Annotated in this window: 16 protein-coding genes and 1 riboswitch; of the genes, 5 read left to right on the top strand and 11 right to left on the bottom strand. The window is 75.5% G+C overall.

The features are described from left to right. Positions 1–6: 6 nt before the first annotated feature. The 8 genes from GA0070611_RS05040 to GA0070611_RS05005 form a co-directional block, all read right to left on the bottom strand. Positions 7–1,476: a right-handed parallel beta-helix repeat-containing protein gene (locus tag GA0070611_RS05040; protein WP_091658232.1), complete on the bottom strand. Its 1,470-nt coding sequence runs from the start codon at positions 1,474–1,476 to the stop codon at positions 7–9. A 93-nt stretch (positions 1,477–1,569) separates the two neighbouring features. Beyond that, complete coding sequence (locus tag GA0070611_RS05035) at positions 1,570–2,550, bottom strand: DNA polymerase domain-containing protein (RefSeq protein ID WP_091658228.1); 981 nt, start codon at positions 2,548–2,550, stop codon at positions 1,570–1,572. 34 nt (positions 2,551–2,584) lie between these two features. After that, entirely contained in the window at positions 2,585–4,807 is a 2,223-nt protein-coding gene (locus GA0070611_RS05030; protein ID WP_091672492.1) for a hypothetical protein, read from the bottom strand. Positions 4,808–4,815: 8 nt separating this feature from the next. Further along, on the bottom strand, positions 4,816–5,928 hold the full coding sequence (locus GA0070611_RS05025; RefSeq protein WP_091658224.1) for a VWA domain-containing protein: 1,113 nt from the start codon (positions 5,926–5,928) through the stop codon (positions 4,816–4,818). After that, positions 5,925–8,225 carry a DUF5682 family protein gene (locus tag GA0070611_RS05020; RefSeq protein WP_091658221.1) on the bottom strand — a complete coding sequence of 767 codons (2,301 nt, stop codon included), beginning with the start codon at positions 8,223–8,225 and terminating at the stop codon, positions 5,925–5,927. The genes GA0070611_RS05025 and GA0070611_RS05020 overlap by 4 nt, the downstream gene beginning before the upstream one ends. Beyond that, positions 8,225–9,328: an ATP-binding protein gene (locus tag GA0070611_RS05015; RefSeq protein ID WP_091658217.1), complete on the bottom strand. Its 1,104-nt coding sequence runs from the start codon at positions 9,326–9,328 to the stop codon at positions 8,225–8,227. Before GA0070611_RS05015 ends, GA0070611_RS05020 begins: the two co-directional genes overlap by 1 nt. Further along, positions 9,325–13,026 carry a DUF4132 domain-containing protein gene (locus tag GA0070611_RS05010; protein ID WP_091658214.1) on the bottom strand — a complete coding sequence of 1,234 codons (3,702 nt, stop codon included), beginning with the start codon at positions 13,024–13,026 and terminating at the stop codon, positions 9,325–9,327. Before GA0070611_RS05010 ends, GA0070611_RS05015 begins: the two co-directional genes overlap by 4 nt. Before the next feature lie 69 nt (positions 13,027–13,095). After that, positions 13,096–13,425: a hypothetical protein gene (locus GA0070611_RS05005; RefSeq protein WP_091658209.1), complete on the bottom strand. Its 330-nt coding sequence runs from the start codon at positions 13,423–13,425 to the stop codon at positions 13,096–13,098. Between the two features lie 191 nt (positions 13,426–13,616). Here GA0070611_RS05005 and GA0070611_RS05000 point away from each other — a divergent pair, with 191 nt between their 5' ends. The 5 genes from GA0070611_RS05000 to GA0070611_RS04980 all read left to right on the top strand — a co-directional run bounded on the left by GA0070611_RS05000 (position 13,617) and on the right by GA0070611_RS04980 (position 19,076). Next, positions 13,617–14,348 (top strand): histidine phosphatase family protein, encoded by a 732-nt coding sequence (locus GA0070611_RS05000; protein ID WP_091658205.1) that lies wholly within the window; start codon positions 13,617–13,619, stop codon positions 14,346–14,348. Further along, positions 14,332–15,195 (top strand): NAD(P)H-hydrate dehydratase, encoded by an 864-nt coding sequence (locus tag GA0070611_RS04995; RefSeq protein WP_091658202.1) that lies wholly within the window; start codon positions 14,332–14,334, stop codon positions 15,193–15,195. The genes GA0070611_RS05000 and GA0070611_RS04995 overlap by 17 nt, the downstream gene beginning before the upstream one ends. Before the next feature lie 147 nt (positions 15,196–15,342). Next, positions 15,343–16,821 (top strand): S8 family peptidase, encoded by a 1,479-nt coding sequence (locus GA0070611_RS04990; RefSeq protein WP_091658196.1) that lies wholly within the window; start codon positions 15,343–15,345, stop codon positions 16,819–16,821. Between the two features lie 116 nt (positions 16,822–16,937). After that, a complete protein-coding gene (locus GA0070611_RS04985) occupies positions 16,938–17,438 on the top strand; it encodes a hemerythrin domain-containing protein (RefSeq protein ID WP_091672489.1) in 501 nt (166 codons plus the stop codon). A 111-nt stretch (positions 17,439–17,549) separates the two neighbouring features. Then, a riboswitch (ZMP/ZTP riboswitch) is annotated at positions 17,550–17,639 on the top strand. An 18-nt stretch (positions 17,640–17,657) separates the two neighbouring features. Beyond that, on the top strand, positions 17,658–19,076 hold the full coding sequence (locus tag GA0070611_RS04980) for a glycine hydroxymethyltransferase (RefSeq protein ID WP_091658193.1): 1,419 nt from the start codon (positions 17,658–17,660) through the stop codon (positions 19,074–19,076). 105 nt (positions 19,077–19,181) lie between these two features. On the opposite strand, the gene araB is transcribed toward GA0070611_RS04980, so the two are convergent. From araB to GA0070611_RS04965, 3 genes are read right to left on the bottom strand one after another with little or no spacing between them, the layout of a single operon-like run. Further along, entirely contained in the window at positions 19,182–20,831 is a 1,650-nt protein-coding gene (gene araB / locus GA0070611_RS04975) for a ribulokinase (protein WP_091658189.1), read from the bottom strand. 41 nt (positions 20,832–20,872) lie between these two features. Then, positions 20,873–21,124, bottom strand: a complete 252-nt coding sequence (locus GA0070611_RS04970; protein ID WP_091658185.1) for a hypothetical protein — start codon at positions 21,122–21,124, stop codon at positions 20,873–20,875. A gap of 7 nt (positions 21,125–21,131) precedes the next feature. After that, positions 21,132–22,448, bottom strand: coding sequence for an aminotransferase-like domain-containing protein (locus tag GA0070611_RS04965; protein WP_091658180.1), 1,317 nt, complete (start codon positions 22,446–22,448; stop codon positions 21,132–21,134). Position 22,449 lies beyond the last annotated feature (1 nt).

Genomic DNA, 22,449 nt, shown 5'->3' with positions numbered 1-22,449 from the left:
AAAGGGTCACAACCGGCTGCTGCCGAATCCCGTCACCGACTCCAGCACGACGTCGCGGCTGGACACCAGGTCCACCACGGTGCCGAAGGTGCCGCGCAGCGACCCGGTCGCGGTGACCACGTAACCGGTCGCGGTGCTCTGCTCATCGTGGATCCACAGCCGCTCCCCGATGACGTACGCCGCCGAGGTCTGGGTGTTCTGCACCTGCACGGCCCGATGGGTCGGGTGGGTGCGGGCGGTGTTCCGCAACGTGACGCTGCCGTACTCCAGCCGAGGGCAGTCGACGACGTTCAGACCGATGCCGTCGGTGCCGTCCGCGGTGACCCGGTCCAGGTGGCAGGTGCTGCGCTGGAGCAGGAAGCCGCTGCCGGTGGCGTTGCCGACGCGCGCGTCGAGCAGGACGGCCACGACGCCCTGGCCGCTGACGGAGACCCCGTTCGCCCCCGGCTCGTCGACGGCGACGTCGCTGACCCGGACCCGGCCGGCGTCGGTGATCCGCAGACCGCTGTTCGTCCCGCCGCCCGCGGCGACGGTCCACCAACCACCGCGCCGCACCCGGATCCGCTCGAACGTCACCTCGTTCGGCACGCGGGTGCCCCAGGAGGACTCGTACGCGCAGTAGACGCCGTGCCCGACGGTCGTGTCGACCACGGCGTCCCGGATCGTCACCCCGCTCTGCCCCCACACCGCGATGCCACGTGACCTGGAGTTGGTCACGCTCAGATTGGTGCCGAGGCCGCCCGTGTACGCGGGACCGGACGCGTAGTTGCCGAACGCCACCCCGTCGTCCCCGGTGTCGACGGTGGTGATCCGGTCGGCCCGCCCGTCCTGGCAGTTGCTGAAGTTCAGGCCGTCGGCCATCGTGCCGGTGATCACGGCGTCGACGACCGTCGGCCGTACGCACTGCCAGAAGAGCACCCCGGCCGCCGCCGAACCGTCGATGCGCACGTCGGCGAGGTACGTGTCGCTGGTGGTGTCGAACGACAGGCACTCGCGGGCGTTCTGCCGCACCGTGGGGCGGGCGGCGAAGACCGACGTCAGACCGTGGATCCGTGCTCCGGCGCCGCCCGCGAACACCAGTCCCCGTCGGGTGTTGTCGGTGAACACCACCCGCGCACCCGGCTGGAAGTCGAGTTCGCCGGCGAAGCCCGCGATCCGGATGCCGCCCCGCTGGTCGGTGGCGTCCCCGGGAGCGTTGTCGAGCCGGTAGTCGCCCGGCGGAAAGGTCACCCGACGCGTCGAGTCGGCGAGCGCCGCGACCAGATTGGCCCGGTTGAGCGCGGCGTCGTTGCCCGGCGTGATCCCCAGGTCGGGTGCGGCGAGGTAGCCCGCCGAGGTGCTCGTCGTCGCGGCCGACGCCGGGGCCGGGTCGGTGAGGACGGCGGCCACCCCCGCGGCGGCGGGGCCGGCTGCCATCAGCAGCCGCCTGCGGCTCGCGGTACGGGTGACGCCACGGGTGCCTGCCGGATCCGCCATCGGTGCCCTTCCCGCCAACCGCCGACGATCATGTCGGCGACAGTCAAGCACGTACGGGCCACGTGCACCGCCCCGGTTCTGCCCAGCCGCGCCCTACCGCTCCGGCGGCGCCTCCAGGCCCTCCCGGTCGGCCAGCTCCAGCAACGGCTCCAGGGAGAACCGGCGGTCGTCCAGGCCGGCGTGCGGGTCGCCCCGCTCGGCGAACCGGGCCGGCATGCCGACCACGTCGAAGTCCTCCGGCCGGGCGTCGTCCAGCTCGGCCCAGTCCAGCGGCGCGGAGACCAGCGCGCGGGGGGTGGGCCGGATCGAGTACGCCGAGGTCATCGTGTGGTCGCGGGCCATCTGGTTGTAGTCGACGAAGACCGGCCGGTCGCGCTGCTCACGCCACCAGGTGGTGGTGACCACGTCGGGCAGCCGGCGCTGCATCTCCCGGCCCAGCGCCAGCACGGCCCGCCGGCACTCACCGAAGCTCCACCGGGGCTCGATCGACAGGTAGACGTGGATGCCCCGGCCGCCGGTGGTCTTCGGGTACCCCACCAGGCCCACCTCGTCGAGGAACGCCCGCACCTCGTGCGCGACCGGCACCACCTGGGCGAAGTCGACGCCGGGCATCGGGTCGAGGTCGATGCGGAGCTGGTCCGGGTGCTCGACGTCGGTCTTCGAGACCGGCCACGGATGGAACCGCAGGGTGCCCAGGTTGACCGCCCATGCCACCACGGCCAGCTCACTCGGGGCCACCTCGTCGGCCGTGCGCCCGCTCGGGAAGGTCAGGTGCGCGGTGCGTACCCAGTCGGGCGCGCCCGCCGGCACCCGCTTCTGGTAGAACGCGTCGCCCTTGTTGGTCTGCCGGGTGGCGATCGTCGCGCCCTCGAACACGCCGCGCGGCCACCGCTCCAACATGGTCGGCCGGTCCCGCAGGGCGCGCAGGATGCCGTCGCCCACGGCGAGGAAGTAGCGGACCACGTCCAGCTTGGTCAGACCCCGCTCCGGGAAGTAGGGCTTGTCGGGGCTGGAGACGCGGACCAGCCGCTCCCCCACCCGGATCTCCTCGGCCGCCGCGGTCGCCACGCTCACACCGTAGTCGCCGGGGCCGGTCGCGGGGACCGGCTCACCGGGACTCCGCCGTCACCAGCAGCCGGATCTGGGCGTCCACCCAGGCGCGGACCGCCGCGTCGCCGGGGTCGGCGCCGAGCGCGCCGGCCAGGTCGGTCAGGGCCGCGCCGCACCGGTCCAGCCCGACCCGGGCCAGCCCGGCCCCGGCGGCGCGCAGCCGGTCCCGGAAGCCGGCCGGCAACTGCCGCAGCCCGCGGTGGGCGGCCTGGGCGAGCAGCGCCGACCCCGCGCGCAGCGCGGCGGCCACCGGATCCGGCCGGTCGGCCAGCGTGCCGGTGAGGATGCCGTCGCCGGTGCCGGCCGCCAGATCGGGTACGACCACCGTGTCGGCGACCACCGCCAGCACCTCGACCACGAGCCCGTTCGCGCCGCGCCGGACGGTGCCGCTGACGTACCGGGGGGTGCCGTGCTCGCCGCGCAGCGCCGCCGCGAGGGCGTCCAGTGCGCCGGGGGCAGCCGCCCGGTGCACCGCCGAGACGGTGGCCACCCCACCGGCCGCCCCGGTCACGGTGGCGTCGAGGCGCTGCTCACCGGCGGCGTACCCGATCGAGCGGACCTCGCCCAGCGCCAGCACCCGCACCGACTCGGCGGCGGTGCGGGGCCGCAACAGCCGGGGTGGCCGCTCGGCCAGGCTCGCGGCGAGCGCGTCCAGGTCCCCGGCCAGCAGCGCGGGCGGCAGCTCCGCCCACGACGACCCGGTGCCCGGGGTGACCGCGGTACGGGCCAGCCGGCCGGCGGCGAAGCGGAGCCGGTGCGCGGCGCTGCGCACCGCCGCCTCGGAGACGACGTTGCCGGCGGCCAGCGCGCCGAGGGTGCTGCCGGCGACCCGCCGGCCGGCCAGGGTGTGCCCGGTGAGCCGGTCCTCCTCGGCGGCGGGGAACTCGCGGCGCAGCACCAGCACCCCGGCGGCCGTCGGGTGGGCCAGCACGACGTCGACGACGACCTCGCCGCCCGTGTCCCCGACCCGGGCGCCGAGACCGGTGAGGCGCAGCCGGCGCAGCGGGGTCTCCGCCGGCTCGTCGGCGCCCAGCACCCGCTGTGCCGGGGTGGCCCCGCCCCGGAGCACCGCCCGCTGCCGGGCGGGCAGCTCGGCCAGCACCTCGGCCAGGGTTTCCGGCCGGTACCGGGCGGACCGGGCCGCGTACGCGTCGAGCTGACCGGCCAGGTCGTCGAGGGCGAGCAGCGGCCAGCGCAGCCCGGCGGCGTCGAGGTCGCGGCGGACGGCGGCCAGCCGGGTGGCCGCCCCCGCACCGGTGTGCACCGCGCCGGCCAGCAGCACCTCGGCGGCCAGGGCGACCGCCGCGTCCAGCGCCGAGACGTCCACCACGGCCGCCGGCCCACCGACGCGCACCTGGGCCTCTCGGCGGTCCGACTGCTCCCGGTCGGCGACCCGGCAGGCCCACACCGCCAGGGCCACCGCCTCCCCCTCGCCGCCGGCGGCGTCGCTGCGGGCGTACCCGAGCTGGTGGGGCACCAGGAACCGGACCGTGCCGGTGGGCAGCTCCACCTGTGGCACCGGGTCCGCCGGTCCGGGCCGGCGGACCAGCGCGGTGTAGCCGGCCCGGCGGCGGCGACCGGCGGCGGCGAGCGCGGGCGCGCCGAGCGCCGCGGTGAGTTCGTCGTCGGTGAACTCCCCCGGCGACCAGCGCCACGGCTCGTGCCCGCCGCCCGGCGGGTGCTGTTCGCCGCCCGGACCGCCGCCGCCCCGGAGGCCCGCGACGCAGGTGTCGCCCCCCTCGGGCCGGTCACGCTCGGCCGGAGCGGTGCCGGTCCCGCCGGGCCCGTCACGCTCCGCCGGGCCGCTGCCCTCGAGGGCCGGGCCGGCGGGATCGTCGATTGCCGGGGCGCGGCCGGCCGGGCTCCGGTCCGTGGGGTCACCGGCCCCGCCGGAGCCGTCGAGAGATCGGGCGGGGGTCGACGCCGGGGCCGGCTCGGTGGCCGCCTCCTGCTGCCGCTGGTAGGTCAGCACGAGCGCCAGCAGGTGCCGGCAGACCCCGGGGGCCGCGCAGGAGCAGACGCCGGCCGCCAGCCCACCGACGGCCGGCAGCGTGCTGGTCGTCCCGTCGGGATGGGTGGCGTGCACGACGCCGTCGTCGCCGACGGTGAGCGTGGGAGCCTCACCCCCGTCGACCGCCTTGGCGGCCCGCTTCACCAGTCCCCGGTTGCTCAGCGCGGCGAGCACCTCCGGGGTGAGCGCCAGCAGGTCGGTCCGGATCACGCGCACTCCTAACGGCCCACGTGCTCGGCCACGAACGCGGCCAGCTCGCCGGGGGTCATCGCGCCGACCGCCGCGCCGACGTCGGCCAGCCGCTGCGCGGTGCCCCGGTCGTACGACGGGTTCGCCTCCTCGTCCAGCGCGGCCAGCCCCAGCACGTGGCTGCCCTGCTCGACGAGCTGTTTCACGGCCCGGACCAGCCGCGCCTCGCTGCCGCCCTCGTAGAAGTCGGTGACCAGCACGACGATGGTGCGGCGTGGGTTCTCCACCAGCTGCGCCCCGTAGGTCACCGCCCGGGCGATGTCGGTGCCGCCGCCGAGCTGCACCTTCATCAGCAGCTCCACCGGGTCGTCCACCTCGCTGGTCAGGTCGACCACGTCGGTGTCGAAGGCGACCAGGTGGGTACGGACGCCGGGCAGCCCCCACAGGCAGGCGGCGGTGACCGCGGCGTGGATCACCGAGCCGACCATCGAGCCGGACTGGTCCACCAGCAGGATCACCTGCCAGCGGTCCAGGTGTCGCCGGGTGCGGGAGAAGAAGTGCGGGGTACGCACGTGCAGCCGGCGCTCGTCCGGCCGCCAGTGCGCCAGGTTGGCCCGGATGGTGCGCCGGACGTCGAAGTTGCGGGCCTGCCGGAACCGGCTGGGCCGACGCGCCCGCGCCCCGGAGAACGACTGCCGGACCTCGCTGGCCATCTTCTCCATGAGCTGACGTACCACCGCCTCGACCAGCCGCCGGGCAAGCCGCAGCACCTCCGGGTCCATCAGGTGCTTGGTCCGCAGCACCGCCCGCAGCAGCGCCGGGTTCGGCTCCACCCGGGCCAGCACCTGCGGATCGGTCACCACGTCGTGGATCTCGTAGCGCTCGACGGCGTCGCGTTCCAGCCGTTCCACCGTCTCCCTGGGGAACAGCCGGGTGATGCCGTCCAGCCAGTCGACCGTGGTCAGCGTCGACGGGCCGGAGCCGCCCCGGCGCACGTCGCGCCGGCTCAGTTCCTCGTCGCGGCCGTAGAGCCAGTCCAGCGCGGCGTCCCGGGCGGCCGCCTCCGGCGTGAGGCCGCCCAGCGCGTCCTGCGCCGCCTCGCCGAGCACCAGCCGCCAGCGCTCCAGCATCGGATCGGTCACGCCGGTCCTCCCTCCCGCAGCCCTTCCCGGGCCAGCACCTCGTCGACCCGCGCCTCCAGCGCCCGGGCGGCGGCGACCAGCACCGGGTCGACGTCCAGCCGCAGCAGGTCGCGGGCCCCGACGTCGCCCTCGCCGCCGCGCAGCGACAGCACGTGCCGGGCCACCGCCTCCCGCTCCCGCGGCGGGAACCAGCCGAAGGCCTGCCGCAGCGCCGGCAGCGCGACCAGGAAGTCGTGCGCGTCCATCCCGGCGAGCAGCCGGTCGAGGACGCCGAGCAGCGCCGCCTCGCCGGCCACCACCTCCTCCCGGGCCAGCGCGAACAGGCCGCTGAGCCAGTCGCCGAGGGTGCTCGGGGCGGCCACCGCCCGGACCGCCCCGGCGGCGTCGGCCGGGGCGCCCAGGGACCAGCGCAGGCCCAGCGCGGCGCCGCGCAGGTCCGGCGGGGCGGCCTGGTCGGCGGCCACCCGCCCGGCCACCGCCAGCGTGGCCGCCGGGTCGAGGCCGAGCGCCGGACCGGCGTACCGGAGCGCGTCGCGGACCGCCACCAGGGCGGCCAGCCGGCCCCGGTCGGCGGGGGCGGTCGCGGCCCGGACGCCCTCGACGAGCCAGAGGGCCCGGTCGACGGCGGCGGTGATCAGCGCGCCGAGCGGGGCGGTGCCCGCGCTGCCGAGCAGCCGGTCGTGCCGCCACAGGCCGAGCGCCACCGCCAGGGCCCGGCCCAGCGCCGTCAGGTCGGTGACCGTGCCGGTGGCCCGGGCGATCGCGGCGAGCGTGTGCGCCGAGTGCTCGGGCAGTCCGGCCAGCGCCGTGTCGAACAACAGGGTGGCCAGCCCGTCCACGTCACCGCCGAGCAGCACCACCCGCTCGGCGACCAGGGCGGTCACCGCGTCCAGGACGGTCGGGCCGTAGCCGCCGGCCTCGATCACCCGGGCCAGCCGGTCCGGCGCCGGGGTCGGTGACCAGCGCTCGGTGAGCACGGCGTGGGTACCCACCCGCGGACCGCTGTCGCACCGGTGCCCGGGCACGTCGAGCAGCCGCAGCCGGTGCAGCAGGCGGCTGCGCGCCAGGTCGGCGGGGACGGTCAGGTCCAGCTCCGGCGCGTCGCCCGGGCCGATCCGGTGCCGGTCCAGCTCGGCGTCGACGTCGTGCACCAGCGGCGGCAGCGGCGTGTCGGGGTGCAGCCGGCCGACCCGGTCACCGCTGAGCGCGGCCACCATCTCCACCACCGCCGGGTGGGTGCCGGCGGCGAGGCGCCCCCGCGACGCCCACGGCAAGGGCTGGTCCAGGGCGTCGCCGACCAGGGCGGAGACCAGCCCGTCCAGCACGTCCACCCGGGCCGGGTGGGCGTGGCCGCGCAGCCGGGCCAGGCCGCCGGCCATGGTCCGGGCGGCGATCAGGTCGGCGGTGGAGACCGGCTGCCGGCGGGCCCGCAACCGGGCCGCCACCGCCTCCGTCAGCGCCTCCGCGGCCCGCTGCGGGCCGTCCTCCCAGACCCGCTGGTAGTAGCCGGGTGACGGCATCCCGGACTGGTAGCCGTCGAAGGCGTCCAGCCGCTTGAAGGAGTACGGCACCAGGTAGCTGCCGGCCACCGCGTCCGGGTCCGGGGCCGGCACCTGCGGCCAGTCCTGCTCCGCCGGGCCGTCCGCCACCAGCCGGATGAGGGCCGGGCGGTGGAACCCGCCGGTTACCACCAGCACCGGTCGGCCGCCGGCCCGGTCCCGGGCGGCCCGCACCCAGCGGGCCATGTACGCCTCCCGGGCGGTGTCGTCCTCGCCGGCCGCCGACTCGCCGCGCAGCAGGTCGAAGTACGCGGCCAGCCGCTCGGCGAGCCCGTCGTCGGGGCCGATCTCGAACAGGTGGTCCCAGAGCGCGTCCACGTTGTCCACCGCGAGGGTGGCGCAGAGCCGGTCGACCGCCTCGGCGTAGCGCTGGTCGGCGTCGGCGTACCGGTTGGCCCGGTGGGCGAACGCCGGATGCCAGGCGGGCAGGTCGATGAAGCGCAGCTGCGCCCCGACCGCCCTCCCGGCGGTCAGCGCCACCCACTCGGGCGAGTACCCGCAGAACGGGCTCCACGAGGCGTGCCGCCGCCCCGCGTCCCGGTACGCGGTGAACACCGCCACCGGCAGCTCGTGGTCGAGCAGCAGCTCGTCCAGCCGACCGTTCAGGTCGGCCGGCCCCTCCACCAGCACGTACGCCGGGCGCAGCGCGGCCACGGTGGCCGCCACCAGCCGGGCGCAGGCCGGGCTGTGGTGACGGACCCCGAGGAAGGTGACGCCCGGCGGCGCGTCGCCGGCCATCAGCCGGGCAGCAGGTGCCGGGCGTCGTGCAGCGCCCGCCACTGCGCGCCCGACCGGCGGGACACCTGCTGCTCCAGGTAGCGGCGCAGTCGGGCCAGGTCCTCGGCGTCGTCCTTGGCGGCGGTGCCGGCCAGGCAGGCCACCACGTCGGCGGCGTCGCCGGCCTCGCCGCGCAGGAACCAGCCGCGCAGCCCGACGGCGTGCGCCACCGACACCGCCTCGGCGGTGCTCATCACCGACGACAGCCGCTCCATCGCGTCGCCGCGCTCGGTGAGCCCGGTGCGCAGCTCCCGGAACGTGGTGACCAGCACCTCCAGCACGTCACGGCGGGGCGGCACGGCCACCCCGGAGCGGCGCAGCAGCTCGCCGGCCTCCGCCTCGACCAGCTCCAGCTCGGTGCCGAGGTCGGGGATCGGGAAGACGGTCTCGAAGTTGAACCGCCGCTTCAGCGCGGCGCTCATCTCGTTGACGCCCCGGTCGCGGGTGTTCGCGGTGGCGATCACGTTGAACCCCTCGCGGGCGAAGACCATCGCGTCGGCGCCCGGCAGCTCCGGGACGGCGAGCACCCGGTCCGACAGCGGGGAGAGCAGGCAGTCCTGCACCTCCAGCGGGCAGCGGGTGATCTCCTCGAAGCGGACCACCCGGCCCTGGGCCATGCCGCGCAGCAGCGGCGCCGGCACCAGCGCACGCGGCGACGGGCCGTCGGCCACCAGCAGGGCGTAGTTCCACGAGTAGCGGATCTGGTCCTCGGTGGTGGCCGCCCCACCCTGGATGGTCAGCGTGGAGTCGCCGCTGATCGCGGCGGCCAGCAGCTCGGACAGCAACGACTTCGCGGTGCCCGGCTCGCCGACCAGCATCAGCCCGCGGCTGGTGGCCAGCGCCACCAGGGCCCGGTCGATCAGGGACGGGTCGCCGACGAACTTGCGCCGGATGCCGGCGGCGGGGTCGCCGAGGATGAACCGGCGGGCGGCCCGCAGGCTCAGCGCCCAGCCCGGCGGGCGGGGGTCGGTGTCGTCGGCGGCCAGCTTCGCCAGCTCGTCGGCGTACCGGACCTCGGCCGGGGGCCGCTGGGCCCGCTCGGCGGTGGGGTCGAGCGCGGTCACCGGGTCACCTCCGCCAGGTCGCGCAGCAGCTCGGAGGCGGTGACCTCGTCCAGCTCGCCGAAGCGCACCTTGCCGTCGCGACCGTGCCAGCCGCCCTCCGGGCGGTCGTTGACCCAGATCGCGTCGAGCTTCTGGTCGGGGAAGAAACCCACCTCGCCGACGGCGATGCCCGGGTCCAGGTCGATCACGACGGCCCGGCCACCGGGCAGTTCCCGCTCCAGCCAGCCCTGGATGCCCGCGTCCTGGGGCGTCCCGCGGCGCCAGCCGCGCCGTTCCAGGCTGAGCAGCCGGCCGGCCGGCACCTCGATCCCCATGTGCCGGTGCAGCAGCCGTTCGTCGCGCTCGGCCTCGGTGAGCCGGTGCACCTCGCGGCCGAGCTGCGGGAACGGTTGCAGGATCTCGTAGTCGGCGAAGACCTCCGCCCAGGCCGCCCCGGCCGCGCCGAGGCCCACCGGGTGGGCGATGGTGACGACCGCGTCGTCCGGCAGCACGTACGTCTCGTCGTCCACGTCGGCCAGGGTGCGGTCCTCGGCGACCCGGAACGTGCCCAGCACCGCGCCGTCGGCGTCGACGGTGGCCCAGACCAGCCGCCGGACCACGTGCCAGAGCAGCGGATGGGACAGGAAGTAGCGCTGGAAGTCGGTGGCCGGCCAGCGCCGCCCGGCCACCATCGCCGCCTCGAAGCGGCGGATCTGGTCGGCGGCGAGGGTCCGGACGTCCTTCTTCAACCCGACGAACCGCTGGTACGCCACCGGCGCGAGCGCCTGGTCGTCGCGGGCGCCCGGCTTGGGCAGGTCCTTGCGGCGGGCCCCGGCGGCGTCCACCACGTACGGCTTGAGCTGCTCGTCGAAGCCGACCGTGAACCGGCGCGGGCCGTAGTCGAGGACCAGGCTGCCGTCGGCGTCCAGCCCCAGGTCGGGCACCAGCCGGTCGCCGAGCTGATCGGTGTCCAGCCCCAGCCCGTCGGCGACCTCGGTGACCTTCTGCCCGGCCCGCTCCCGCAGGCCCCGGAACTTCACCTTCTGCGAGATGCCGTAGAGGTGCATCAGCGCCACGTCGGTGCCGATGGCGGCCAGCACGTCCAGGCCGGTGACGGCCCGGGCGTGCCCGCCCTCGCCGGGCCAGGCCCGGATCAGCGGGGCGAGCCGGCGGGCGGTGTCGTCGTCGCCGACCAGGCCGAGCGCGGTGAACGCCCAGCTCTCCTTCGACGGGGCACCGGCCGCCTGCCAGCGCTCGAAGAGCGCCCAGGCGAACTCGGCCAGCGAGAGCGGGTCGACCGCCGCCCGGACCAGTTCCACGCCGGGGTAGACCTCGTCCAGCTTGGAGAGGGCGAACATCGTGCCCAGGTGCCGTAGGGCGTCGGCGGGCAGCGCCGCCGAGCGGTCGCGCAGCAGCACCGGCGGCAGCAGCACCGGGTCGAACCACTGCGGCAGGGCCGGGATCCGGGCGGGCAGCTGCGCCAACGGGTCGGCGTCGAGCACCTGCGTCGCGGCGGCCAGCGCCGCCTCGCCGTACTCCCGGGCGGCGGCGAGGACCAGGTCCCGGTGCTCGCCGGCGATCAGGCGCAGGGCCCGTTCGGCGGCGCGCCGCTGCGGCCCGGGCGCACCCACGGCGGCCGGCAGCAGCGCCCGCGCGGCATGGCCGGGGTGTCGCCGGAACCAGGCCACCGCGGTCGACCGGCCCGACTTGAGCCGGTCCAGCCAGTCGGCCATCAGGTCGGCGACCGCGCCGTCGGCCACCGGCAGCAGTACCTGCGCCGTGCCGCGCGCCGCCCGGGCCAGGTGCAGCGCGGCCGGGACCGCGTCGGCCTCGTAGCGGCCGAGCAGCCGGCACATCCACTCCTCGGCGTGCCAGGGTGCCTCCGGCCGCCAGGCCGGCAGCAGCGGCCGGGCCATCTCCTCGGGGGCCCGGGTGAAGAAGTGCACGCCCTGGTAGTCGTTGGCCCGGCCGGCGGCCACCTCGCGGGCGACCACGGTCAGGTCGTCGCGCGAGTAGCCCGACCAGCTCGGCTCGATCGCCGCCCAACGCTCCCGCTCGCCGGTCAGCCAGGCCAGCGTGGTGCCCTCGGGACGGGTCAGGCCGGTCACCACGGGCGGCGCGACCGGCCGGCGCCGGGCCAGCCAGGGCGGCGCGACCAGCACCGGGGGGAGCCGGCCCGGGCCGGCGACCGGGACGGCCGCGTCCGCGCCGGTGATCCGCTCGACCCGCTCGCGATCGGCCGGGTCGAGGTCGGGCAGCGCGGCCTCGACCGCGGCCGGGTGGGTCAGCACGTGCCCGCGCAGCAGCGTGCCGGCCTGCTTGCCGGCGGCGGTCCGCTCGCCGGCCGCCCGGGCCAGCAGCCGCACCCCGCGCACCGGGAAGCGGCCGAGCGCCTCCAGCACACCGGCCTGCACGTACTTGCGGTCGAGCCGGGCCAGCAGCAGTTCCATCGCCTCGTCGGTGGGCAGCGCCGCCAGCATCGACACCAGCCGCTGCTGCGACTCGGCCCCGGTGTGCTCGTGGTCGAACCACTCGGCCAGCAGCGGTGCGACGGCCGGGCCGACCGTGGCCACGCCGGTGATCACGAAGGCCGGGTCCCACATGATCGAGTAGACGTCGAGCCGACCGGCGAGGGTGGTGAACCGTGCCGGGTCGTCGACCGAGCCGAGCAGCAGCCCACCCAGGATCCGGTCGGGGCCGGCGCACACGGCGGCCAGGTCCTCGGCGACCCAGTCCCGCTCGGTGGGCAGCAGGAACGAGGTGACCACCCGCGCCGGCAGCGGCCCCGAGCGGTACGGCGCGAGGGCGTCCCGGGCGGCCGCGTACTGCTCGTCGGTGGCCGCGGCGAGGTGCCCCCGGACCCGGCGCAGCGCGTCCAGCCGCACGCTCCGGTAGCCCCAGGCCGGCTGGTCGACGACGTTGCGGCGCAGGTTGTCGATGCCGCGGTGCACCGCCCCGAGGGTGACGGTGGCCTGCTCGGTCATGGCGATCGCGGCCCCGACCGGGCCGAGGTCGGCGACGAGCAGATCGGCGAGGGCGTACGCCTGGTGGTCGCGGATCTGCCAGCCGATGATCATCCCGGCGGCCACCAGCAGCGCCGCCCCGCCCAGCGGGTTGGGCGCACCGGCCAGGTAGGCCCGCAGCGCCGCGGCCAGCTCCGGGTCGGCCGCCTGCGCGACCACCTTCGCCAGCTCGGCGGTGAGCGGCTCCAGCACCTTCTGCCCGGCGGCCCGCCCCTTGGCGGCGCTCGGCAGGGCCGACCCGGCCGGGCCGCCCCGGCGGGCGACCAGCTGCCGCCGCCAGCCGGCGGGCACCACGAAGGTCTCCTCGTCCGGCAGCTCCTCGACGGCCGGGTGCGCACCGGCCGGGGGCGTGGCGGGCGCCGGCTGGGACGCCGGTGCCGCGGTGGTCGGGCGCGCCGCTGCGGCGGCGGCCCCGTCCGTCCCGTCGGTGGCGGCCGGGCCGCCGTCGACCGCGGGCACGGCGCCGGCCACGTCGGGCGTCGGGGCACCGGTGGTGGACTCGACGTACCCCTTGCGGAGCTTCTCGGCGATCAGCCGCTCGGCGTGCGCGGCGGCCTCGGCGGGGGTGTCGAACTCCTTGTCCTGGGTGCGCCCCTGGGCCCCGATCCGTCCATAGCGGACGGTCACCGTGCCGCCGGCCCGGTCCACCTCCCAGAACTTTGCCGCGCTGCCGCTGACGAAGTCGAATCTGCGCACGCCGTCTCCTCGATCACCCACGATGTGCGGGGACCATAACCGGCCCCTCCGACAGCGGGGCGGGCGGCGTCAGGAGATCAACAGGACCCCGACCGCGATCAGCGGCAGCGAGACGAACAGGAAGATCCCGACCCCGGTGAGCACCCGTCCGCCGCCGGCGTCCTCCCGCTCCGGGGCCAGCCCGAAGCTGGACCGGGCGGGCAGCATCCCGATCCGGCTCAGCGTGAGGTCGCCGGTCATCCCGAGCACGGCGCCCACCAGCAGGAACGCCACCCCGAGCCGGTGGGTGAAGTCGCCGCCGCTGACCGCCACCCAGACCCCGACCGCGACCCCGATCACCACCGCCGCCACCACGAAGAGCACCAGCGCTTCCCGCAGACCCCTGATGACCGTCGACATGCGTCGCCCTCCCCACGGGCCGGGCCCACGCCGGCTCGCCGGACGACATTCTGCACCGTCGATCCCACCGGGCGCTGCCCACCGGGCAGCGGCGGTCCGGATCCGTCCCGCACGAGCGCCCGCCGACCGCACCGGCGGCACGCCGGGACCGGTACGGTTACCCACCCCGGACGCCGGGTACCGGAGGCCGCATGGCGGAACTGGCAGCGCTCTGGATCGTGCGGCACGGCGAGAGCACCGCGAACGTGGCGGCGACCGCCGCCGAGACCGCCGGCGCGGAGCTGATCGACCTCGACCGGCGGGACGCGGACGTGCCGCTCTCGCCCACCGGCGAGGAGCAGGCCCGGGCGACCGGCCGCTGGCTGGCCGATCTGCCCCCGGCGCGCCGGCCCGACGTGGCGGTGGTGTCGCCCTACCTGCGCGCGGTGCAAACGGCCGAGCTGGCGCTGGCCGGCACCGGGATCCCGGTCAGCCGCGACGAGCGGCTGCGCGACCGGGAGCTCGGCGTCCTCGACGGGCTGACCGGGCACGGCGTCCGCCGCCGGCACCCGCAGGAGGCGGAGCGCCGGGACCGACTCGGCAAGTTCTACTACCGGCCGCCCGGCGGCGAGTCCTGGACCGACGTGGCGCTGCGGCTGCGCACGCTCCTCGGCGACCTGCGCCGCGACCACGAGGGGCGACGGGTGCTGCTCTTCGGCCACGACGCGCTGGTCTTCCTGCTGCGCTACCTGGTGGAAGGGCTCACCGAGACGGAGCTGATGGCGTTGACCCGGGAGCAGGTGATCGCCAACTGCTCGGTCACCGGGTGGTCCGCCGACGCCGACGGCCGGCTCGCGCCGTACCTGTTCAACGACGTGTCGCACCTGCACCGGCAGGGCGCGCGTCCGACCCGGGAGGACGAGGTCCATGCCGAGCCGGTCTGAGGTGATCACCCCCGCGCTGCTGCGGGACTGGGCGCTGCCGGTGCCCACCGGCGGCAAGGAGGCGCGCGGCACCGTGCTGGTGGTGGGCGGCTCCCGGTTCACCCCGGGCGCGGTGCTGCTGGCCGGGGTGGCCGCGCTGCGGGCCGGCGCCGGGGTGCTGCAACTCGCCGCCGCCGAGTCCACCGCCGCCGCGCTCAGCATCCAGGTGCCGGAGGCGCTGGTGGTGGGCCTGCCGGAGACCGACGACGGCGCGGTCCGGGGCGACCCGGGCGACCGGCTCACGGACCTGCTCGCCGAGGCGGACGTGGTGGCCCTGGGTCCGGGACTCAACGACATCGACACCACCCGGGGACTGCTGCACCAGGTGCTGTCGGCGACCGGGCCGGAGACCTCGCTGGTGCTCGACGCGTACGCCCTCGGCGCGCTCAGCCACGAGCCGGACCTGCTGGTCGGCTCGGGCCGCAAGGTGGTGTTGACGCCGAACCTCACCGAGGCCCGGCACCTGTTGGACCGGGACCCCGGTGACGACCTGGACGCCGAGGCGCTCGACCTGGCCCGCCGGTACGAGGCGGTGGTCTCGCTCTACGGGCACATCGCCACCCCGGACGGGCGCTGCTGGCGGGAGGAGAGCGGCGACGCCGGACTCGGCACCTCGGGCAGCGGCGACGTCCGCGCCGGACTGCTGGCCGGCCTGCTGTCCCGGGGCGCGGAGCCGGCGCAGGCCGCCTGCTGGGCCGCCTTCGCGCACGCGGTGAGCGGGCAGCGCCTGGTCCCCCGGTACGGCCGGATCGGCTTCCTGGCCCGCGAGCTGCTCGACGAGATCCCGTACACGGTGGCCACCGTCTGACGGATGTTGTTCGGCCGTTCGGGTGTGTGTAACACCACACCGGGTCCCTACGCTGATCCCTCGAAGGCGAGCAACCTGCTCGTTCTCCGCCGGCCCGCTTCCCACCAGGGAGTGGGGACCGGCCGGATCGGCCCCCTGGGAGTCTGTGTGAAGAACCTTCGTCGCAAGACACTGGCCGCCGCGTCCGCCATGACGCTCGGCGTCGGTCTCGCCGCCACCGGCGGGCTGGCTCCGGCGGCGGCCGCCGGACCGGACACCGCGTATCTGGTCCTCGCCCCGCAGGGCGCCAGCACCAGCAAGGCCGCCGCCCGGGTGGCGGCCGCCAACGGCACCATCGTGGCCAGCTACGACCAGATCGGCGTGCTCGTCGTCCGCTCCACCAACCCGAACTTCACCACCCAGGTGGCGGGCGCCGGCGTGGAGTCGGTGGCGTCCACCGCCGGGCTGGGCACCGCCCTCGACGAGGGCGAGACCGTGGAGGTCTCCGCGGCCGACGTCGCCACCGACGACCCGACCAAGGAACCGCTCTACGGCCAGCAGTGGGACATGAACATGATCCACCTGCCGCAGGCCCACGCGGTGAACGCCGGCCGCTCGAACGTCGTCGTCGGCGTACTGGACAGCGGCATCTCCAGCACCCACCCGGACCTGGCGACCCAGATCGCCAAGGACAAGAGCACGTCCTGCATCGGCGGTGTCACCGACACCACCGAGGCGGCGTGGAACCCGACCACCAGCGACCACGGCACCCACGTGGCGGGCACCATCGCCGCCGCCGTGAACGGCGTCGGTGTCGCCGGCATCGCTCCGGGCGTCAAGGTGGCCGCCGTCAAGGTGGTCAACGACGACGGGTACATCTACCCGGAGGCCGCGGTCTGCGGGTTCATGTGGGCCGCCGACCACGGCTTCCAGCTCACCAACAACAGCTACTACATCGACCCGTGGGAGCTGAACTGCCGCAACGACGCCCGCCAGCGTCCGGTGTGGCAGGCCGTGCAGCGGGCGATCCGCTACTCGCAGTCCAAGGGCGTGCTGAACGTGGCGTCCGCGGGCAACTCCAACTACGACCTGGCCCACAAGATCACCGACACCGGCAGCCCGGACAACGGGACGCCGGAGACCCGCCCCGACCTCACCAGCGCCTGCATGGACCTCCCCGCGGAGGCCCCCGGCGTGGTGACCGTCTCGGCGGTCGGGCCGACCGGCGCGAAGAGCTACTACTCCTCGTACGGTCAGGGCGTGGTGGACGTGACGGCGCCGGGTGGCGACACCCGGTTCCGGACCCAGGGTGCGAAGTCGACCATCACCGACGGCATCCTGTCGACCACCTTCAACACCGTCACCCGCACCAACGGGTGGGGCTACAAGCAGGGCACGTCGATGTCCGGCCCGCACGCCACCGGCGTGGCGGCGCTGGCCATCTCGGCGCACCCGGGGCTCACCCCCGGCGCGCTGGCGTCGTTCCTGGAGCGGTCCTCGGTGCCGCTGGCCTGCCCGGCCGGCGTCTACAACCCGGTGCCGCTGAGCCCGGCCGGCCCGACCGCGTACGACGCGACCTGCTCCGGCGGCGCGCGTAACGCGTTCTACGGCGCGGGCATGGTGGACGCGTACAACGCGGTGAAGTAGTACGCAGCACCTCCGTGACGGGGCCCGGCGACGTGTCGCCGGGCCCCGCCCGTTTTTCCAGGTCACAGCCGGGGTAGGGGATCAGGCGTCGACCTACCCCGACCTTGGAGGTGCCGGTGTCCACCGACGCGATCGTCCTGCTCAAAGAGGACCACAAGGAGATGCGCCGCCTGTTCCGCGAGTTCGAGAAGGCGCAGGACGGCCCGGCGAAGCGTCGGCAGGAGCTGCTCACCGAGATCCTGGCCGCGCTGACCACGCACACGTACCTGGAGAACGAGGTGATGTACCCCGAGATCCGCAAGCTGCTGCCGGACCTGGAGGACGACATCCTCGAGTCGCACGAGGAGCACCACGTCGCGGACCTGCTCAGCGCCGAGCTGGCGGAGCTGGACGCCGACGACGAACGGCTCGTCGCCAAGACCACGGTGCTGATCGAGAACGTCGAGCACCACGTCGAGGAGGAGGAGCAGGAGTGGTTCCCCAAGGTCCGCGAGGCCCTCGGACGCAACCAGCTCCAGGAGATCGGTGAGCGGATGATCGCGATGCGGCCCCAGGCGCCGCGCAGCCCGAAGGACCCGAAGGCGCGCAAGAGCGCCCGGGACGCCGCCACCGCCTGACGCGTACCGCCGAAGGGGCCCGACCGGCGCGGTCGGGCCCCTTCGGCTGGTCGGCGGCCCGCCCGCTCGCCCGCCCAACGCGGTCCGGACCGACCCCCCACGCTAGGATCTCCGGTGGGCCGTGACTGGCGCGTGGGGATGGAAAACCATCGGGAAGCGGTCCCGTCATGAGGACGCATGCCGAGCGCCTGGGCCTTCCGCACGTCTCCAGGAGGTCGCATGTCGCTGAACGCCGAATCCACCGCCTTCCGCAGCGCGCTCGAGGTCATCCGCGCCGTCGAGCCACGGGTGGCCGACGCCATCGGCGCGGAGCTGGCCGACCAGCGCGAGTCGCTCAAGCTCATCGCCAGCGAGAACTACGCCTCCCCCGCCACCCTGCTGGCGATGGGCAACTGGTTCAGCGACAAGTACGCCGAGGGCACCGTCGGCCGGCGCTTCTACGCCGGCTGCCAGAACGTGGACACCGTCGAGGCGCTCGCCGCCGAACACGCCCGGGAGCTGTTCGGGGCCACCCACGCGTACGTCCAGCCGCACTCCGGCATCGACGCCAACCTGGTCGCGTTCTGGGCGATCCTGGCCGACCGGGTGGAGTCCCCGGCGCTGAAGAAGGCCCAGGCCCGGCAGGTCAACGACCTCACCGAGGCGGACTGGTTCGCGCTGCGCCGCGAGCTGGGCGACCAGCGGATGCTGGGCATGTCGCTGGACGCCGGCGGGCACCTCACCCACGGCTTCCGGCCGAACATCTCCGGCAAGATGTTCGACCAGCGCAGCTACGGCACCGACCCGGCCACCGGGCTGATCGACTACGACAAGGTGGCCGAGGCGGCCCGCGAGTTCACGCCGCTGATCCTGGTCGCCGGCTACTCCGCGTACCCCCGGAAGGTCAACTTCCGGATCATGCGGGAGATCGCCGACTCGGTCGGCGCCACCTTCATGGTCGACATGGCGCACTTCGCCGGCCTGGTCGCGGGCAAGGTCTTCACCGGCGACTTCGACCCGGTGCCGCACGCGCACATCGTCACCACCACCACCCACAAGTCGCTGCGCGGTCCGCGCGGCGGCATGGTCCTCTGCGGCCCGGAGCTGGCCGACCAGGTGGACCGGGGCTGCCCGATGGTGCTCGGCGGCCCGCTGCCGCACGTGATGGCCGCCAAGGCCGTCGCGCTGGCCGAGGCCCGCCGCCCCGACTTCGCCGACTACGCCCAGCGCATCGTCGACAACGCGCAGGCGCTCGCCGACGGGCTGACCCGGCGGGGCGCGAAGCTGGTCACCGGCGGCACCGACAACCACCTGGTGCTGATCGACGTCTCCGGCTACGGCCTCACCGGCCGGCAGGCCGAGCAGGCGCTGCTCGACTCGGGCATCGTGACCAACCGCAACGCGGTCCCGCAGGACCCGAACGGCGCCTGGTACACCTCCGGGGTCCGGATCGGCACCCCGGCGCTGACCACCCGGGGTCTCGGCACCGCCGAGATGGACGCCACCGCCGAGCTGATCCACACCGTGCTCTCGCAGACCACGCCCGGCGCGTCCAAGGCCAAGTACGTCCTCGACCCGGCCCTCGCGGAGCAGGTCAGCAAGCAGGCCAGCGACCTGCTCACCCCGTTCCCCCTCTACCCCGCCGTCGACCTGGGCTGACCCGCCACGCGGGCCTCCTTGCGCGCTCATTCACGGAAAGAGTGGTTATCCGGTGCCGGATAACCACTCTTTCCGTGAAACAGGGACCGGACGACGAGGGCGGGGTCAGGGGGTGGCGGTGCGGCGGCGGGCGCGGAGGCGGTGCAGGATCTCGGTGCCGCCGCGGCCGAAGTGGTCGTGCAGCTCGCGGTAGTCGGCGTACAGCTCGTCGTAGGCGGCGGCGCGGGCCGGGTCGGGGTGCCAGGTCTCGCGGCGCGGCGCGGCCATCGCCGCCGAGGCGGCCTCGATGTCCGGGTACGCCCCGGCGGCCACCGCCGCGTGGACCGCCGCGCCCCGCGCCGCCGGGTGCGCGGTGTCGAGCACGTGCAGCGGGCGGCGCAGCACATCGGCGTACGTGCGCAGCAGCAGCCGGTTGCCGGTCAGCCCACCGGCGGCGGTCAACTCCTCGACGGGCACCCCGGCGGCCTCGAACGCCTCGACCACGGTGCGGGCGCCGAACGCGGTGGCCTCCAGCAGGGCCCGCCAGATCTCCTCGGGGCGGGTGGCCAGGGTGAGCCCGACCAGCACGCCGCTCAGCTCGTGGTCCATCAGCACCGACCGGTTGCCGCTGTGCCAGTCCAGCGCCAGCAGCCCGTGCCCGCCGACCGGCTGGTCGGCGGCGAGGGCGTCCAGCAGGTCGGGCACCGGCACGCCCCGGCGGCGGGCCTGTTCGGCGTACCCGGCGGGCAGCGCCCGGTCGAGGAACCAGGCGAAGATGTCACCGACACCGCTCTGCCCGGCCTCGTAGCCCCACCGGCCGGCGGTCACCCCGTGCTCGACCACGCCGCAACTGCCGGGCACCTCCCGGCGGTGCTCCCCGTTCATGATCAGGCAGGTGGAGGTGCCGAGCACGGCGAGCATCCGGCCGGGGGCGACCGCGCCGGCCGCAGCGGCGGTGACGTGCGCGTCGATGGCCCCGACGGCGACCGCGATCCCGGCCGGCAGACCGGTCCGGCGGGCGGCCTCGGCGGTCAGCGCGCCGGCCCGGGCCCCGGGTGGCAGCAGCGGCCCGTCGACCTTGGCCAGCAGCGCCGGCAGGTCGGGGTGCAGCGCGGCGAGGAAGTGCGGGGCCGGGTGGTGGCCGTCCTGGTGCAGCCCCTTGAAGCCGGCCGCCGACAGGTTGCGGGTCTCGGTGCCGCAGAGCTGCCAGACCAGCCAGTCGGCGGTCTCGATCCACCGCTCGGCCCGGTGGAACACCTCCGGGTCCTGCTCCACCAGCTCGACGGCCTTGGCGAGCTGCCACTCGGCGGAGACCCGACCGCCGTAGCGGGGCAGCCAGGGCTCGCCGCGGGCGGCGGCGAGCGCGGTGATCCGGTCCGCCTGCCGCTGTGCGGAGTGGTGCTTCCAGAGCTTCGGCCAGGCGTGCGGGCGGTCCCGGAACAGGGTCAGCTCGGCCAGCGGGGTGCCGTCGGCCCGGGTGGGCAGCACCGTGCAGGAGGTGGCGTCGACACCGATGCCGATCACCTCCGCCGGGTCGACCCCGGCCACCCGCAGCGCCTCGGGCACCGCGGTGCGCAGCACCTCCCGGTGGTCGGCCGGGTCCTGCAACGCCCAGTCCGGCGGCAGCGACGGCCCGCCGTCGGGCAGCCGCTCGGTGATCACCCCGTGCCGGTACGCGTGCACCGCGCTGCCGAGTTCCGCGCCGTCGGCCACGTCGACCACCACGGCCCGGCCGGAGAGGGTGCCGAAGTCCACCCCGATGACGTACCGGCCCACCCGCTGCTCCCGCCCCTCGCTGGAGGGACCAAACTAGCGGCTCAGCGCAGCGGCCGCTTGAGGTGGTAGCGGTGCACCTCGGTGCTGCCCTGGACGTTGTTCACGTCCTCCGCCGCCGAGACCAGCTCCCAGCCCTCCCGGCCGACCCGGTTGAGGTGGGCGATGGCGGTGTCGCCGTACGCGGTCACGTCGGTGCGCGACCCGTCCGGCGCGTACCAGACGAACGAGACATGGAAGTTGCGGCCCTGCCCCTGATAGCGGCGGACCAGCAACGCGTACTCCCAGGCAACCATTCGTCCATTATCTACGGACGGGCCCGACGGCGGCCAGCTCGTCGGTGATCAGCGCGGCGAGCCGGTCCAGCCCCAGGTCGATCCGGTCCGGGGTGACCGCGCTGATGGACAGCCGCAGGGCCCGCACCGCCGCCCCGTCGTCGTAGAAGTGCCCCATCGGGGTCCAGAGCACCCCGTAGCGGCGCGCCGAGCGGTGCAGCAGCGCGTCGTCCACCGGGAACGGCACGGTCACCACCACGAAGAAGCCGCCGGCCGGCACGTTCCAGCCCACCGGACCGCCGGGCGGGAAGCGGCGGGCCAACCCGTCGGTCAGGTGCCGCAGGTTGCGCGCGTACGCGGCCCGCTCCCGGACGTTCGCGGCGGCCAGCGAGCAGTCGTGGGCCAGCAGCGCGCCACCGATCACCGCCTGCGCGATCGGTGACGTGTTCACCGTGACCATGCTCTTGATCTTCGCGAGCTGGTCGGCGAGCGGCCCGACCGTGCCGTCCGAGCCGGCCACCCGCTGGTCGGCGACGACGTAGCCGACCCGGGCCCCGGGCAGCACCGTCTTGGCGAAGGAGCCCAGGTAGACCACCCGGCGCCGGGTGTCCAGCGCCTTCAGGGTGGGCGGCCGGTCCCCGTCGCCGGCCGGGAAGAGGCCGTACGGGTTGTCCTCGATGAGCAGCAGCTCCTCCTCGGCGGCCAGGTCGAGCAGCCGCCGCCGCTGCGCCACGTCCATGCTCACCCCGGACGGGTTCGCGAAGTCCGGCATCACGTAGCAGCCGCGCGGACGCAGCCCCTCGGCCCGGGCCCGGTGCAGCTGCGCGCGCAGGTCCGCCAGGTCGATCCCGTCCGGGCCGCCGCGCACCGGGCGCACCGGCAGGTCGACCAGGCGGGCGGCCCCGGTCAGCCCGACGTAGGTGGGCGCGACGGCGAACAGCACGTCCGCCGGCCCGGCCCGCAACGCCCGCAGCACCAGGAACATCGCCTCCTGGCAGCCCACCGTCACCACGATCGTCTCCGGGTCGACGGTCAGCCCCTCGTCCACCGCGAGGTTGCGGGAGATCAGGTGGTGCACGATGCCCTTCGTCCGGCCGTACTGCAGCAGGGTCCGGTCCACCTGGGCCGGGCTCAGCCCCAGGTCGTCGGCGAGGTGCCGGCGGAACCGGTCCAGGTACGCGGGGAGCACGCCCGAGTCGAAGAACTCCTCGTACGGGCGGCCGGCGGCGAGCGAGACCGCGTCCGGGTAGTGCTGGGCCACCTCGTTGAGGAAGTTCATCGAGTTCAGCGCGGGGTCGTCGACGCTGGCGTGCAGCGTGTCCACGGTCAGGTCCACCGGCTCCACG

The sequence above is a fragment of the Micromonospora auratinigra genome, from assembly GCF_900089595.1.
Lineage (GTDB): Bacteria > Actinomycetota > Actinomycetes > Mycobacteriales > Micromonosporaceae > Micromonospora > Micromonospora auratinigra.
This window is presented reverse-complemented; position numbering and strand designations above follow the sequence as displayed.

Bases quoted from the DNA above. Each gene is read 5' to 3' on its own strand.
- GA0070611_RS05005 (WP_091658209.1), bottom strand. From the start codon at position 13,425: ATGTCGACGGTCATCAGGGGTCTGCGGGAAGCGCTGGTGCTCTTCGTG.
- GA0070611_RS05040 (WP_091658232.1), bottom strand. From the start codon at position 1,476: ATGGCGGATCCGGCAGGCACCCGTGGCGTCACCCGTACCGCGAGCCGC.
- GA0070611_RS04995 (WP_091658202.1), top strand. From the start codon at position 14,332: ATGCCGAGCCGGTCTGAGGTGATCACCCCCGCGCTGCTGCGGGACTGG.
- GA0070611_RS04970 (WP_091658185.1), bottom strand. From the start codon at position 21,124: ATGGTTGCCTGGGAGTACGCGTTGCTGGTCCGCCGCTATCAGGGGCAG.
- GA0070611_RS05020 (WP_091658221.1), bottom strand. From the start codon at position 8,225: ATGGCCGGCGACGCGCCGCCGGGCGTCACCTTCCTCGGGGTCCGTCAC.
- GA0070611_RS04980 (WP_091658193.1), top strand. From the start codon at position 17,658: ATGTCGCTGAACGCCGAATCCACCGCCTTCCGCAGCGCGCTCGAGGTC.
- GA0070611_RS05000 (WP_091658205.1), top strand. From the start codon at position 13,617: ATGGCGGAACTGGCAGCGCTCTGGATCGTGCGGCACGGCGAGAGCACC.